The sequence below is a fragment of the Nonomuraea sp. NPDC050680 genome, assembly GCF_040654555.1.
Taxonomy (GTDB): Bacteria; Actinomycetota; Actinomycetes; order Streptosporangiales; family Streptosporangiaceae; genus Nonomuraea.
The window spans coordinates 96,896-111,243 of record NZ_JBFAIF010000020.1 but is presented as its reverse complement, the minus strand read 5'-3'; the positions used below and the strand labels follow the sequence as shown (position 1 = coordinate 111,243).

Genomic DNA, 14,348 nt, shown 5'->3' with positions numbered 1-14,348 from the left:
GCCAGACATGGGCGCCTGGCATGGGCGAGGGCGGGTGCGGGTGTGCTCAGGCAGAGGTGTTGACGCCGAAGGTGAAGTCGAAGGTTCCTGCGCCGTGGCGGCCCAGGCCCATCATCACCAGGCCTGTTCCCTCCAGCCAGTGCGCCATTTCCAGGAAGCCGGTGTCCAGCGGCCGCAGCCCGAGGCTCTTGATGAATGCCGACACAGTCGCCTTGGCCTGGGCGTCGTCACCGGCGATGAGCACGTCCAGCGGGCGGCCCTGGGCCAGGACGTGGCCGAAGACGGTGTTGAACGCCTTCACGACGTGCGCGCCCGCTGGGGCGACCTTGGCGACCTCTTGCGCGATGGAGGTGCCGGCAGAGGTGGTCAGCCCGGTGGCGTCGGAGTTGAAGGCGTCGGTGATGTCGACGATGACCTTGCCGGCCAGCATGTCGCCGTACTGGGCGACGACCGGCGCCGCAGTGTCGTGCGGCACGGCGAGTATGACGATGTCGCCGGCCGGTGCGGTGCCGAACATCCCGGCCGTGGTGCCGCCGCCGAGGGCTTCGGCCAGGTTCTTGGCCCTGGCCACGTCGCGGCCGATGACCTCGACGGCATTGCCGCCTACGACCGCCCGGGCGCCTATGGTGCGGGCCATGTTTCCCAGGCCGATGATGCTGATGTCGCTCATGATGTATCTCGTTCCTCAGTCGTGACAGACGTGGTGGGGACGCGACCTACTTGACGCTCTTTCGCCTGCGCCGCTCGCGCCGGGGGTCAGGCCCAGCGCGCTCCGCCGTCGACGTGGAGGATCTCGCCGGTGATGAAAGGGTTGGTCAGCAGTGCGCGGGCGGCGGCCGAGACGTCGGAGGGCTCCCCGACACGGCGCGCCGGCGCGGAAGCCGCGACGCGCTGGAACAGCTCGTGCTTGTCGGGTACCGCGGTGTTCCACGCGCTGGTGGTGATCACTCCGGGCGAGATGGCGTTGACGCGGATGGGCGCCAGTTCAACCGCGAGGGCGGATGCGAGCGCGCTGACGCTGCCGTTGGTGGCTGCCATCGCGACGCCTCCCGGTGACGGCCGCCACGCGCCCAGGCCGGAGAAGAACAGCAGCGATCCCTCTTCGGCGATCATCGGGGCGAAGTGCTTGGCCAGCAGGATCGGTCCGAGGACCTTGGCATCGAAGGCCGCGAGCAGCGCGCGGCGCTCGAGGGAGACGACCGGCCCGTTGGCCCGCTCCGTGGCGACGCTGATGAGGTGGTCGAGCGCGCCGACGGCCCTGACCTGATCCGCGGCTGCCTGGATCGACCCCTCGTCCGACAGGTCGAGGGCGACAGGCCGGACCGCGTCCCCGATGGCCTTCGCCGCGATAGCGGTCTTCTCGATGTCCCGGCCCGCGAGGGTGACCCGCGCACCCTCGCGCAGGAGATCGGTGGCCAGGGCGGCAGCGATGTCCGAGCTGCCCCCCACGATCAGAACATGCTTGTCCTTCAGCGAATACGCCATCGAATGCTCCTCGAAGTTGCACAGGACGAGTGGTGAGCCCACCCTCTGTCTGCCGTGCAACTGTCGGCAGGAAGCCATCCTTCCCGTCTTAGGATCGATAAAAGTATGGGTTGCGATAGATATTGCTCATATCAATTGAGCTGGAGTAGGAGGATCGCCGGGATGCGAGTGAAAGGGGCGCCGGGTTGTCCCTCGTCGTGACCGCCCGGCGGATCGCCTCCTCGGCGATCGCACGGGCCTTGCCCGAGTCGTACTTCACGCCCATGAATGACCGGACCAGCCCGCGATGCCACTTCGCGGTCCGGTCGGCATCATGCTCGCGACCTCGGCGACCGTCGGCGTGAACGCCTCAGCCAGCTCCCGCGCGGGAACCACCCTTTTGAACCGCGGATAGGCGGTGCGATCGATCGCGTCACAACTCAGACCCGAGCAGAAGACCGATGTAACGCATCGGAGCCTATCCAGCACGCGCGGTCCGATGCTGCGCGGGTTTTGCTACACCGAGCTGATCACCTGCTATCCAAGAAACCTCGCTGTACAGCCACCCTGACCAGCAGCTTCGGGAGCTCGTTGCCTCTTTCGCTCGTATCCCGGCGGTCCCCCGAGTACGTGCCTGACCCCCGCGTTCGACACCGTCTCGATATCCGGCAACCGGCGATCTCGCATCAGTCGGCAGTTCTGAGGGCGAAGCCGGGACCGCGCTCCTGGCCCGCGGACCGCCGCCGTGCGCGCCTGACTGCCGCCGGCCGTGCGGAGCTGCCCAGGCGCCCCGGGTCGTGGGACGGTGATGCCATACGGCTCGTCTGCGTCGTCGGGCAGGGCACCGATGCGCCCTCCGGGCGGTCGCCGCAGCAACGCCGGCCCGTGCGGGGTCGATGCGTCTGGGTCCGGCCTTCGCCGAGTCGATGGGTGCTGACGCCGCCCCCGCTGTTGGTCGCCGGCGAACGACCTGATCGCCGACCGCGTCGTCGGGGCGATCCTCAGGAGGACGGTCGCGCCTTCGCGGGCGTCGAGTTGTCCCCTGCGAGTTGAGTTCGCACGTCGCGGGGCACGTGCACGCCGTGCCTGCGCATGTTGGCGATGAACCGCGCGGCGAGCGGGTCGAGTGTGGCGGGGGTGACCGCCACCAGTTGCCTGACCCAGTGTGGTGAGAACGATCGGACCGCGCCCGGGAAGCCGACGCTGATCGCGCTCACTGGGCATACCGCGACCCCTAGGCCGGCGGCCGCGAGTTGCGGGGCTGCGACCGTCACCGATGTCCTCATCACGGCCACCGGGCGGACTCCGGCCTTGGTGAGGGACCGGTCAAGCCACGTGCTGAGGCCATTGTCCGGAGCGAAGTGAACGAGGCGCACTCCATCAAGATCCTGTACGCGCACGACGGGCTGCCGGGCGATGGGGTGGTCCATTGGTGCCGCCAGCACAATTTCCTCGTCGGCGACCACGGTGGCCGTGAAGCGGTCGGGCACAGGAGCGGGCATCAGCACCACGTCCGCTTCGTCGGCGTCAATGAAGCCGTGAAGCTCTTCTGCCGACGTGGATTCACGCAATGTGATCGCCACCTTGGGGTGATGGTGGTGCCACTCGCGAATGACCGGGGCGAGCACGGAGACGAGGCTCTGCGCGCAGGCCAACCGCAGCGATCCCCCAGTCGCTTCTCCGACGGCGCGGGCCGACTGGACCGCGGAGGCAGCCGCCTCGATCGCTCGTCTGGCATCCGCGACGGCGGCGCGTCCAGCGGGAGTGAGCTTGACTCCCCTGGGTTCGCGGCGAAGCAGCATCGTTCCTGCCTCGCGTTCCAGCGCCGCGAGCTGGTGAGAGACAGCCGGCTGCGACGAATGCAGCAGCCGTGCCGCCTGTGTGACCGACCCGGAGTCCGCGACCGCGACAAGGCACTCCAGCGCCCGAAGAGAAGCCATGTGAAAATTTTATCGCACCCCATAGAAGTATGAATCTTTTCGAGGGAATGGCTCGTGACTGGAGACTGCTTCACCCCGCGAGACCTTCACGCCCCGAAGCAGGCGAGGAGGCCGGTCTCGACGGAGGAGAGTTTCATGGCACGAGCATTCGTCACGGGCGGCTCGGGGTTCATCGGCAAGGTACTGGTACGCAGGCTCCTCAAGGAGGGGCACTCGGTGGCTGTTCTGGTCCGTAGTGAGGCATCGGCCGCGAAGGTGTCGGCACTGGGCGCCGAGCCTGTGCGGGGCGAGTTGACCGACCCGACCACGTGGCGCAACGGTGTGACGGGCAGTGATGTGATGTTCCACCTCGCTGCGGAGACGGACATCACCGCTGATCGTGAGCGCCACGAGTTTGTGACGGTCCGCGGCACCCAGGCAGCCGTCGATGCGTCCCGCCACGCGCACGTTCCCCGGTTCGTCCACTGCGGGAGCGAAGCCGCGCTCCTCGCCGGTGACCCGCTCGTGGACGTCGACGAGACCGCGCCGCTGCGACCCGACTCGGAAGCCGCTTACTGTGCGGTGAAGGCCGTGGCCGAGAAGATCGTGCTCGACGCGAACACCGCGGACTTCGCCACGGTGTCGATTCGCCCGAGGTTCGTCTGGGGTCCCGACAGCTTCCTCGTCGAAGGCTTGGCGGCGGCGGCGAAGGCCGGGCAGTTCGCCTGGATCGGCGGAGGCCGGCACACAACTGACGTCACGTTCGTCGAGAACGCCGTTGAGGGACTCATGCTCGGATGGCGGCGCGGCCGACCAGGTCAGGCCTACTTCGTCACCGACCGGCACCGTGTCACCCTTCGCGAGTTCCTGGAGACCCAGTTCGAGATCCATGGCGTCGGTGTCCCGATCCCCGACCTGGACGCCGAGACCGCCGCCCGCGAAGTCCCCGTTCCCGCTCGGTGGTTCCTCGGGCAGCAGTGCACCCTGCGGACGGACAAGGCCGTGGCCGAACTCGGATACGAGCCCGTTGCTTCGCACGCCACCGGTCTGGAGACCGTCAGGAACTCGGTGGCCGTCAGCCGCGCGTGAAGCACCACCCACGTTCAACCGGCATACGTCAACAATCATCTGGAGATTTCCGTGTTTGAAGCGATAAATTGGCCGGAGGCCCTGGCCCCCAGTCGCTCCCCGATCCACTTCACCAACGAGCTCGAGGTCGAAGCTTCTCCTGAAACGATCTGGTCCCTGCTCGTAGACCCCCGAACCTGGCCCAGCTTCTACCCGGGCGTCGAACATGTCCAGCTGCTTGACGGCCATGACTCGCTGCACCTCGGAACTCGATTCGAAACCAACCTGGCTGGCCAGGACGTTTTCGCATCCGTACAGGAGTTTCAACCTGTGACGCGTATCGCCTGGGGTGGTTACCCCAAGGCGTCGGAAGCATCCAGGGCCTACCACGCTTGGATCATCACACCCACGCCGAGGGGGAGCCACCTCTGGACCGAAGAGACGATGCAGGGCCCGCTCTGGATCGAATTGGCGAAGCAGGATCCTGAAGTCTTCTGGCGCACACACGAGAACCTTCTCGCCGCGCTCGCCAAGATAGCGACCGAGCGTGAAAACCGCGCCGGCTGACTCGCGGGTACAGCGGACGACCGAAGGCGGGAGTCAGTACGCAGTACCAGCAAGGATGCGGTCCTCCCGCGACAGCTCCAGAGACGACCCCGCCGCGGATGGCCCACAGCCTCACGTCGAACCGCAGCGACCAACTTCCCGAAGCAGCTTGGGTTCAGCCGAGTGAACGGACTGTCTGTCCAAACACCTCAGACAGCAGTTGGCGCATTGAAGCGTTCTCTCCAACACGTTCAAAAAGGAAAAGCAGCGGATGTATGACAAGGTGAATTGGCCTCAACGGTATGACCCGAAAACGTCGGCTCTCTACGCGCTCAACGATATCGACGTGAAGGCGCCGCCTGAAGTGGTATGGAAGCTGCTCGTCGATGCCGAGAACTGGTCGAGCTACTTTCCTTCCGAAGATCACGTCAAGATCCTGAGCGGTGAGACAGTGACCCTTTTTCATCCTCAGGCGGCCTGGGCGACGCGGTGGTTCTGAAGGACGGCGATGGCCTTGCAGAGGTGGCCGGCCTTGGAAGGGCTGCAGCGTAGCTTTCGAAGGATCTTCCAGCTCTTCAGCTGGGCATTCGCCCGTTCGCCGGGTCCGCGGAGCTTGGCGTGGGAGCGGTTGGCCTGCTTCTGGGACTCCGGTTTGTTCTTGCCCTTGTACGGGATGCGGACCGGGCCCTCGGCTCCCTGATACGCCTTGTCGGCCAGGGTGATGATCCCGGCCTGCTCCAGTGCGCGCAGGATGCCCCAGATCCGGGCGGCGCTCAAATCGTGGGCCTTGCCGGGCAATGCTCCGGAGGTCCACACGATCGTCCCATCTGGCGACGCGATGACCTGCACGTTCATCCCGTGCACGCGGTGCTTGCCGGAGAAGTACGGCCGGTCGGCCTTGACCCGGTCGGTGTGGATCAGCGTGCCGTCCAGCACCAGGTAGTGCAACCCGTCTCGCTTCGCCTTGCGCAGCGCCTGGCCGAGCTTGGGCGAGCGGGCCGACAGCAGCACGACCGTCTCCTCCACGTACCGCCACGCGGTCGCCGTCGACACTCCGAACCCGGCGCCGAGCTCGGTGAACGTCTCACCCTTGCGCAGGTAGACCAGCACCAGCAGGGCCTGCTGGCCAGGGTTGAGCAGTCGCCAGGCCGACCCGATCGACTTACGGTGCCGACGGATCACCCCGGCGACGTAGTTCAGCGTTGAACGCGACAAATCGACGGCAGCACGATAGAACAGCATCCGAAGCCCCTGGTTGTGACGGATCTGGTTGTGGTGATCAATCCATCTACCAGGGGTTTCTTGCGTCGTCAGGCGAACACCGAGCTCGCGATCATGCTGTGACCAGCATTCCCGTCGCCAAGGGCTGAAAAAGCTTCAGTACTGGAGCTCGGAACCAAGTACAGCCGGGTGACGGTTGGATTTCCCATGACTCTCAACGTGACGGAGTATGAGCCCTTCACCAGACTCTCGTGGGAGACAACCGTCGACGGCGACGAAACCGGTTCGAGCGCGTACCACGGCTGGGTGATCACGCCCACGAAAAATGGTTGTCACGTGCTGACCGAGGAAACGCAGCAGGGCCCCTTCTTCCTCGAGGAGCTCGGCTATAAGCATCCCGGTGCGCTCTACCACTATCACCAGGACTGGGTCGAACGTCTCGCCCGTGCCGCAGAGGCGGAGGTGGCGAAACCTGCGGCCTGACCCGCATACATACATGGGCGTGGGCGAGGCCCTAAGGGTGCGCCGGCAGGTGTGGAGCCTGCTGCGTCTGCGGCCGGGCGGCTTCCCGTGGCTGGGGCATAACTCAACCTCAACGATGATCACGCCGTTGAGCTGGGGCTTTACTGGTCGGAGCAGCGCCGCAGGAAGCAATCCCGAGCGCGCAGGCACCACTTCATTCAGCGCCTGCGCCTCCAGGTCCTACAGATCTAGCAGAGTGGTACGAGCGCGCGGGTTCGGGAGATTGGAAGTCGAGGGGTCTGCTTGTCTCGGCCGCTACAGCTTCACCGCCTCCAGCCTGGGCGGTGGCGGCTGCAGCCGGTCCAGCCGGGACACGCGCCGGCCATCCTCGACCTTGACCAGGTTCTCCGGCACGGCGGCCTGGTTCGGGCTGGGGGCGGTGGCCAGCAGCGCGTGCTGGCGGGCGGCGACGCGTTCGCGCAGCGCGGCGATCAGCCGCTCCAGGGTGGTGACGCCGGGCAGCAGGATCTTGGCCTCCACCAGGCGGTGGGTGGCCAGGTCGAACAGCACGATCGGGCGCTCGCCCGTGGTCCAGGCCCGTTTGTAGAGCCAGCAGGCCAGCGCAACCCACTGCTCGCCCGCGAAGGCGGTGAAGCCGTAGCCGGTGCGGATCTGCTCGCGGTGAGGCGACTCCCCTCCGGTAGTCGGACTCACCCGTTGTGCATACCAGTGACCGCCGGACGCGGAGAGCGAATACCGGGAACTGTCGGTAGAACGGGGGCCGCCGGCTGAGGTGGCCGCAGGGTGAATGGATGCGGCGTCGGGCCGTCGGGCCGGAGTCTGCGGGCTGACCTGAAGAGGGTAGAGCCCCTCGTCGCGAGATTCCACCAGAAACTCGGCCCCCGGAAACGTGATCGACCTCACGCCTTTGGTAAGGCATGCTGCACCCCCAGCGCCTTTGGTCGGTTCAGTGAAGCCCGAGTGATACGCGTGCGCTCCTGAGCTCGCGCGTTGGCGTCAGGAACGAAGGGTGCGCAGGCCGGTGCGGATTTCGCTGACCAGGATCTCGGGCTGTTCCAAGGCCGCGAAGTGCCCGCCCTTGTCGGCCTCGCCGTAGTGGATCAGATGGCTGTAGGTGTCTTCGATCCAGCTTCGTGGCAGGCGTGGGATGTCCCTCGGGAAGACGGTCACCGCGACCGGAAGCGTCAGCTTCGGGCCGGCGAGAGTGCCCGATTTGTTCTCCCAGTAGATGCGGCCGGACGACGCTGCGCTGTTGGTGAACCAGTAGAGGGATATCGCGTCGAGCATGTCGTCCATGCTGAGGGCGTCCTCGGCGAGCCCGTGGTTGTCGGTCTTGGACTGGAACTTCTCGTAGATCCAGGCTGCCTGACCAGCGGGAGAGTCCGCCAGGGCGAATCCGACAGTCTCCGGCTTCGTGCGCTGAAGGTGGTTCGACCCACCGAGATCGCCGGTGTAGAGGGCGAGGGTCTCCACGGCGTAGCGCTGTTCGGGCGACAAGGTGTCGGGTATCTGTGCGGGGAAGGCGTACTGGGTGTTCAGATGAATTCCGAGAAGCCCCTCAGGTTGCATGGCCCCGAGGGCGGTGGTGACGACGGCGCCCCAATCGCCGCCTTGCGCGGCCCATCTCGTGTAGCCGAGACGTTTCATCAGCTCCACCCACGCGCTTGCGATGCGCGATACAGTCCACCCGGTCTCCGTGGGCTTCTGGGAGAACCCGAACCCGGGGAGCGACGGGACGACGACGTCGAATGAATCGGCGGCGTCTCCTCCGAACGAAGCCGGATCGGTCAGCGGGCCGATCAGCTTCAGGAACTCGACGATCGAGCCCGGCCATCCGTGCGTGAGTATCAGCGGCATCGCGTTGGGATTCTTGGACCTGACGTGGATGAAGTGGATGTCCAGCCCATCAATCTCGGTCAGGAATTGGGGGAAGCGATTGAGCTCGGACTCTAAGCGCCGCCAGTCGTAGCCGCGCTCCCAGTAGTCGATCAGAGATCTGGCGTTCTCTACGCGAACCCCTTGCGACCAGTCGCCCACCGTTTCGGGATCCGGCCATCGAGTTCTGGCCAGTCGCTGCTTCACGTCCTCGATCTCCGAATCCGAGATCGAGACGGTGAACGGGCGGACGAGGGTCGAGGTCGGCGGCGTCGGTGCGGTCATTGCCTTCTTCTCTTCTCTTGAGCTTCGAAGCACAGCGCAACTCTTCGTTGCACACCAGTGTGCAATCTACTTCGTTGCACACGGGTGTGCAACAATGGTGTCGTGCCCACCGAGTCCTCCCGTGTTCGCTCGATGAACGAGACGCGCGATCGCATCCTCGACGTCGCCCTCGATGTGCTGGGAGAGAACCCCGACGCCGGAATGGGCGACATCGCCTCCGCCGTCGGCGTCGTCCGTCGCACGGTCTATGGCCATTTCCCCTCGCGCCTCGACCTGGTTCGGACACTCACGGAACAGGCCGTCACCGAGGTGACAGCCGTGCTCACCGAAGTCAACGCCTCCGACGCAGAAGCGGACGCGACGTGGGTCGAATTCATCGCCCGCGTCTGGCCGGTGGCGCACCGGTACCGAGTGCTGTTGGCGCTGCGCCGTGGCGCGTACGGGGAGGCGATCCACGGCCTGCTCGGGCCAGTCGATGAGCTCCTCGCCGACCTCGTGAAACGGGGCCAGGACAGCGACGTGTTCGCACGGCACCTACCGGCAGGCATTCTGAGCCAGGTTGCCTACGGCGTCGTGTTCGCCATCGCGGACAGCGACCTGTCGAACGGGACCCTCGGCGCCCGAGCGGCGACGATCACGAGCCTGCTGATGCTGGGAGTTCCCGAGACGCGCGCAATCGCTCTCGTGGGGGACCAGCCCTGGCCCGCAGCACTCGAGCGGAGCCGCGGATCGTCCTGCTCCGGACACGACATCGACACCGCACCCCGCCAAGAATCCGGTAAGAACAGTGTGATCGCGACGATGTGAGTGGCACGGCGCGGCTGGAGAGTGTGCCCGCGCAGACTGCCTCCCTCTCAGGTCCGTCGCCGACTTCACAAATGATGACCCATTCCCAGAGCAAGATCAAAAAGAGTGGTCCAGAGATCGCGAAGTCCTGATTCGGTGCTGGCCGACTACCGCCGGGACGGTCTGGTTGGGGCTCGCGCGTCGGCCGCGACGCGACGCCGGGCAACGGCGCATGCCGCAGGACTTGCAACTGCTGATCAAGTGCCTGGCGCTGCAACGCCCGCCGCCGAGCATCGCCACCATCCACCGCCAGGCCGCACCGGCTATCAAACCCTCCGACGCTCACTGCTAAGGCGCCTTCTACCTGGGCTAACACCACTCGCGTGTACTTGGTAGCAGCCTCCTTAACGGCAGGCCAGGTAGGGGTGATCCGATAGCGAGAACAGGTCGAGCCTGTCCCGGTCGGCCTGCTGGACCATGCTGAGCAGGTCGGGCAGGTCCGCGATGCTGGAATGGGTGCCGAAGCCGAATACGACGTCAGGTGTGGACAAGGTGGTGCCTTTCATGATGCTGGGGGAGAGGATTCACCAGGCGTACGCTTCCGGCGCGGGCTTGGCGCCGTTCGGGCCGGGCGGCGGGAACAGCTCGTCCAGCCTGGCCAGTGTGCCCTTGTCGAGGGTGATCGACAGGGCCCGGAGTGAGCCGTCGAGCTGCTCGATCGTACGCGGGCCGATGATCGGGCCGGTCACACCCTCCTGTGCGAGCAGCCAGGCCAGCCCGATGTTCGCGGGGTCCTCGCCGAGGTCGGCGCAGAGGTTCTCGTACGCCTCGATCGTCTCGCGGTGCTCGGCGAGGGTGGCGGCCGATCGTCCGGAGGCGCCGCGGGCGGCGGCGCCCTGCTGCTGCTTGCGCAGGACGCCGCCGAGCACGCCGCCGTTCAGCGGTGACCAGGGGATCAGGCCCAGCCCGTAATGCCGCGCCGCGGGCAGCACCTCCAGTTCGGCCCAGCGGTTCATCAGGTTGTAGATGGACTGCTCGGCGACCAGGCCGAGCCGGTGCCGCGTGCGTGCCGCCTCCTGCGCCTGGGCCAGGTGCCAGCCGGCGAAGTTGGAAGAGCCGAAGTAGAGCACCTTGCCCTGCTGCCGAAGAACGTCGAAGGCCTCCCAGATCTCCTCCCACGGCGTGTTCCTGTCAATGTGGTGCATCTGGTACACGTCGATGTGGTCGGTCCCCAGCCGCTTGAGGGAGGCGTCGCATGCGCGCCGGATGTGCAGCGCGGACAGGCGGCCGTCGTTCGGCCACTGGCTGGCGGACAGGTAGAGCTTGGTGGCCAGGACGGTCCTGTCACGCCTGCCGCCTCCGGCGGCGAACCACCGGCCGATGATCTGCTCGGTCCGGCCGTCGCCGTAGACGTCGGCGGTGTCGAAGAAGTTGATGCCGTGCTCGTGCGCACGGTCCATGATCGCGTGACTGTCCTGTTCCGAGGTCTCGGTCCCGAAGTTCATCGTGCCCAGGACCAGCCGCGACACCGACAGGCCGCTGCGGCCAAGCTGGATGTAGTCCATCTCAGACGGCTCTGAACTGCTCGGTGAAGCGGCCGGTGAACAGGTCGGCCCCCTTGTACGCCGAGACCGTCTCGGCCGGGACGACGGCCGGCCCGTCGGGTGTGGGAAGCTGGCCGACGCCGCCGCGCGGGCCGAGCGGGAGCAGGATCATGGGGTGGGGCAGTGGCCGATACGTGGTCGCGGGCTGCTCGCCGCGCGACTGGGCGAGGATGTTCTGGGCCACCACCTCGCCGTGCTGCATCGCGTACCCGGCCATCTTGGCCTCGGCGACATCGGTGAGGTCGCCGATGGCGTAGACGTGCTCGTAGCCGCGGACGTTGAGGGTCTCGGTGACCGGGACCTGGCCCTGCGGGTTGCGGGTGGTGAGCCGTCCGTCGGCGAGATAGTCGCTGTTGATCCGTACGCCGTGCGCGCGGAACCAGAGGTCGGCGGTGATCTCCTCGCTGGCGGTCGTGGTGACGGTGAACGTTCCCGCCTGCCCGGCCCCGGTCGTCGGCGGGGCGCTCAAGCCGGCGCCCAGCCGCAGGTCGATGCCCAGCTCGTCGAGCTGACGGCGCAGTTCGTCGCGCATCTCGGCGGGGAAAGCGGGCAGCAGGTCTTCGGCCGGATCGACGATCGTCACGTGCTTGTGCGGCCATACCTCTTTGATCTCCCCGGCCAGTTCCAGGCCGACCGGTCCGGCACCTAGGATCAGCACCCGCTCGGAGCCTGCCAGCTCCTTGTGGGTGCGCAGCAGGTCGTCCAGCACGTCAGGGGTGGAGTCGGAGGCGGGCTTGGCGGGGTAGGCATAGCTGGAGCCGGTGGCCAGGACCAGGAAGTCGGCCTCGACGCGCCGGCCGGAGGCCAGGGTGACGCCGCCGGGGTCCACCGAGACCGCGCGGTCGCGCACCACCGTGCCGCGCCTGAGCCACTGGTCGTAGGGGAAGAACATGTTGTGCGCCCAGTCGGGCTGGGTCAGCGCCCGCAGCGAGCCGGCCGAGTTGATGAACGCGTCACGGGGGTCGATGAGGACTACATCGGCCTCCGCGTCCAGCGCCTTGGCGACCACAGAACCACCGTAACCTCCGCCGACGATCACGACTGTACGACTCATCATTCACGCTCCACTGAAAAAAGGGGTTGAGTTCGCGTCACGAACAATATTAGTTCGCGGCACGAACTGCAACTCCTTCTCAGGGTTCAGCGAAGGGAATCCGGTTCCACGAAGACGGTGGGAGCCTTGTTGTCCGTCACGACGCGGCCGAGCAGGGCGGCGAGCGTGTCGCGCTCCGCTGGGGCGAACCCCGAGGTCAGTTCCTCGACGCGGCGGCAGGTCTCGGTGTAGAGCTCGTCGACGAGCTTGGCGCCCTGCCTGGTGAGCGCCACTCTTACCGCGCGGGAGTCCTCAAGGTCGGGGTCTGCGCTGGACCAGGGCGTTGCGCTCGGTGCGATCAACCAGCCCGGTCAGGCTCGACTTGGCCAGGCTGAGCACCGCGCCCAGCTCGCTCATGCCGTATGGCTGCGCCATCAGCACGCACAACAACTGGCCCTGCTGCTGGGTGATGCCGTAGTCGCGGACGGAATCGGCATACACGACGTTCACCATGTAGGTGGACCGCACCAATGCGGCCACCGCTCCGATGGGGCCGTCAATGGGCTTGCTCATCGAGCCAGAATAACAAATTCGCAGGACGAACTAGCGGCTTAACTTAGGGTGAGGAGGCCGTCATGCCCGGCGGTGTGCGGCGGCGAACGCGGTGCGAAGGGCGGCGTGGATCCGGCGGCACCGTGTATGCAGGCCCGGCCACGGCCGGGCTGCCGCTCTCGTCGCCCACCAGGCTCTACTGCCCCGGCTCAGCATCGACGGCGGCGGCCTCGCGCAGCTCCGTGCAGGTCAGGGCGGTGGAACCAGGACGGCGGTCCGCAGCCGCTCGACGGCCGCCACGGTGTGAGCGCTCTCGCTGAAAGGTCTTCGAGGGTGCGCATGAGTTCCACATGCCGATCCAGGGCCTTGACCCAACCGGCTCCGCTGACGTCGGTGGGGCTTTTGCGCAATCGGTCCAGCGGGAGACGACAAAGGAGAAGGCAGGATAGCCTGCCTGCGGTGCCTCGAACCGCGTGACCGGAGGAGTGGATACTGCGATGACGGCAGGGCGATCGATGCCCACGCAGGACGACGTGCTCGGGTACTTCGACACGTTGTCGAACTGGGGACGGTGGGGCGAGGACGATGAGCTCGGCACTCTGAACCACATCACCGACGACGTCAGGCTGGCGGCGGCGCGGGCCGTGCGCCATGGCAGGAGCGTGTCGTGCGCGTGGGAGGTTGCCGTGCCGCAGGAGATGGAGCGGTCGACGACGACGTGCCCGTGTGCCGCCGACATGCCAGGTGCCGAGAACATGCCGCTGCCCGGATTCCGCGACGACCGGCACTGGGGCTATTCGAACGAGCGGCTCGGTATCACCTTCCACGGCAACACCATCACCCACGTCGACTCGCCGTGCCACATCTTCTGGGACGGCATGATGTACAACGGGCGGTCGCACTCGTTGGTCGACGCCGCAACGGGATCGGCGTGGGCGGCCGTCACGGCGGCGGCGAACGGGATCATCACGCGTGGTGTCCTGCTCGACATTGCGAGCGTGCGGGATGTGCCGTGGTTGGAACCGGGGCAGGGTGTGTTTCCTGACGATCTCGAGGAGGCCGAGCGTCGCCAGGGTGTGCGGGTGCGATCCGGCGATGCGGTACTCCTGCGGACCGGCTATGGCCGCGTCCGGCACGAGGCCGGTGAGGCCGGCGGTTTCACGCAGGCCGGCTGGCACGCGTCCTGCCTGCCGTGGCTGCGTGAACGGGAGGTCGCGCTGATCGGCGCTGACACCCCCCAGGACGTTCAGCCGTCGGGGTACGAAGGCGTGTTGATGCCGGTTCATGCCGTGAGCCTCGTCGCGATGGGTCTGTGGCTGCTCGACAACTGCGACCTGGAGGCGTGCGCGACGACGGCCGCCGAGCTCGGCCAGTGGGACTTCCACCTCGCACTCGCGCCGGTCCGCTTCGCCGGTACGTCCGGCGGCCCGGTCAACCCGATCGCCACATTCTGACCGCGCTTCACGAGGGGGTGCGATGCCATGAAGGACCCGGCCCGGGCGTTGCCGGCGA

17 protein-coding genes are annotated in these 14,348 nt (G+C 66.7%); 6 read left to right on the top strand and 11 right to left on the bottom strand.

Translation table 11 applies throughout. The features are described from left to right. Positions 1-46: 46 nt before the first annotated feature. From AB0H88_RS41690 to AB0H88_RS41680, 3 genes are all read right to left on the bottom strand, one after another. Complete coding sequence (locus AB0H88_RS41690; RefSeq protein WP_357654135.1) at positions 47-670, bottom strand: NAD(P)-binding domain-containing protein; 624 nt, start codon at positions 668-670, stop codon at positions 47-49. 86 nt (positions 671-756) lie between these two features. After that, positions 757-1,485, bottom strand: coding sequence for an SDR family oxidoreductase (locus tag AB0H88_RS41685; protein WP_357654134.1), 729 nt, complete (start codon positions 1,483-1,485; stop codon positions 757-759). 980 nt (positions 1,486-2,465) lie between these two features. Next, on the bottom strand, positions 2,466-3,404 hold the full coding sequence (locus AB0H88_RS41680) for a LysR family transcriptional regulator (protein ID WP_357654133.1): 939 nt from the start codon (positions 3,402-3,404) through the stop codon (positions 2,466-2,468). Between the two features lie 135 nt (positions 3,405-3,539). Between AB0H88_RS41680 and AB0H88_RS41675 the strand changes: the two genes are divergently transcribed. The 3 genes from AB0H88_RS41675 (at position 3,540) to AB0H88_RS41665 (ending at position 5,496) form a co-directional block, all read left to right on the top strand. After that, on the top strand, positions 3,540-4,472 hold the full coding sequence (locus tag AB0H88_RS41675) for an NAD-dependent epimerase/dehydratase family protein (protein ID WP_357654132.1): 933 nt from the start codon (positions 3,540-3,542) through the stop codon (positions 4,470-4,472). A 51-nt stretch (positions 4,473-4,523) separates the two neighbouring features. Beyond that, positions 4,524-5,018: an SRPBCC domain-containing protein gene (locus tag AB0H88_RS41670; RefSeq protein ID WP_357654131.1), complete on the top strand. Its 495-nt coding sequence runs from the start codon at positions 4,524-4,526 to the stop codon at positions 5,016-5,018. A 250-nt stretch (positions 5,019-5,268) separates the two neighbouring features. Beyond that, the gene (locus tag AB0H88_RS41665; protein ID WP_357654130.1) at positions 5,269-5,496 is read left to right on the top strand and encodes a hypothetical protein; all 228 of its coding nucleotides are present in this window, start codon (positions 5,269-5,271) and stop codon (positions 5,494-5,496) included. On the opposite strand, the gene AB0H88_RS41660 is transcribed toward AB0H88_RS41665, so the two are convergent. Then, positions 5,466-6,239, bottom strand: coding sequence for a transposase family protein (locus AB0H88_RS41660; RefSeq protein ID WP_357654129.1), 774 nt, complete (start codon positions 6,237-6,239; stop codon positions 5,466-5,468). The two genes, AB0H88_RS41665 and AB0H88_RS41660, sit on opposite strands and share 31 nt — an antisense overlap. Before the next feature lie 186 nt (positions 6,240-6,425). On the opposite strand from AB0H88_RS41660, the gene AB0H88_RS41655 reads away from it, so the two are divergent. Beyond that, positions 6,426-6,701: a hypothetical protein gene (locus tag AB0H88_RS41655; RefSeq protein WP_357654128.1), complete on the top strand. Its 276-nt coding sequence runs from the start codon at positions 6,426-6,428 to the stop codon at positions 6,699-6,701. Positions 6,702-6,995: 294 nt separating this feature from the next. Here AB0H88_RS41655 and AB0H88_RS41650 read toward each other — a convergent pair whose 3' ends face one another. After that, complete coding sequence (locus AB0H88_RS41650; protein ID WP_357654127.1) at positions 6,996-7,394, bottom strand: DUF4158 domain-containing protein; 399 nt, start codon at positions 7,392-7,394, stop codon at positions 6,996-6,998. A gap of 303 nt (positions 7,395-7,697) precedes the next feature. Further along, positions 7,698-8,861 (bottom strand): epoxide hydrolase family protein, encoded by a 1,164-nt coding sequence (locus AB0H88_RS41645; RefSeq protein ID WP_357654126.1) that lies wholly within the window; start codon positions 8,859-8,861, stop codon positions 7,698-7,700. Between the two features lie 102 nt (positions 8,862-8,963). On the opposite strand from AB0H88_RS41645, the gene AB0H88_RS41640 reads away from it, so the two are divergent. Beyond that, positions 8,964-9,668 carry a TetR/AcrR family transcriptional regulator gene (locus AB0H88_RS41640; protein WP_357654125.1) on the top strand — a complete coding sequence of 235 codons (705 nt, stop codon included), beginning with the start codon at positions 8,964-8,966 and terminating at the stop codon, positions 9,666-9,668. A gap of 383 nt (positions 9,669-10,051) precedes the next feature. On the opposite strand, the gene AB0H88_RS41635 is transcribed toward AB0H88_RS41640, so the two are convergent. The 5 genes from AB0H88_RS41635 to AB0H88_RS41615 form a co-directional block, all read right to left on the bottom strand. Continuing rightward, positions 10,052-10,213 (bottom strand): hypothetical protein, encoded by a 162-nt coding sequence (locus AB0H88_RS41635; protein ID WP_357654124.1) that lies wholly within the window; start codon positions 10,211-10,213, stop codon positions 10,052-10,054. Between the two features lie 18 nt (positions 10,214-10,231). Further along, positions 10,232-11,212 (bottom strand): aldo/keto reductase, encoded by a 981-nt coding sequence (locus AB0H88_RS41630; RefSeq protein ID WP_357654122.1) that lies wholly within the window; start codon positions 11,210-11,212, stop codon positions 10,232-10,234. A 1-nt stretch (position 11,213) separates the two neighbouring features. Then, positions 11,214-12,308, bottom strand: a complete 1,095-nt coding sequence (locus AB0H88_RS41625; RefSeq protein WP_357654121.1) for an FAD-dependent oxidoreductase — start codon at positions 12,306-12,308, stop codon at positions 11,214-11,216. Between the two features lie 83 nt (positions 12,309-12,391). Beyond that, positions 12,392-12,577, bottom strand: a complete 186-nt coding sequence (locus tag AB0H88_RS41620; RefSeq protein ID WP_357654119.1) for a hypothetical protein — start codon at positions 12,575-12,577, stop codon at positions 12,392-12,394. A gap of 19 nt (positions 12,578-12,596) precedes the next feature. Next, a complete protein-coding gene (locus AB0H88_RS41615) occupies positions 12,597-12,857 on the bottom strand; it encodes a hypothetical protein (RefSeq protein WP_357654117.1) in 261 nt (86 codons plus the stop codon). Between the two features lie 476 nt (positions 12,858-13,333). Here AB0H88_RS41615 and AB0H88_RS41610 point away from each other — a divergent pair, with 476 nt between their 5' ends. After that, on the top strand, positions 13,334-14,290 hold the full coding sequence (locus AB0H88_RS41610; RefSeq protein ID WP_357654115.1) for a cyclase family protein: 957 nt from the start codon (positions 13,334-13,336) through the stop codon (positions 14,288-14,290). The last annotated feature ends 58 nt before the right edge of the window (positions 14,291-14,348 follow it).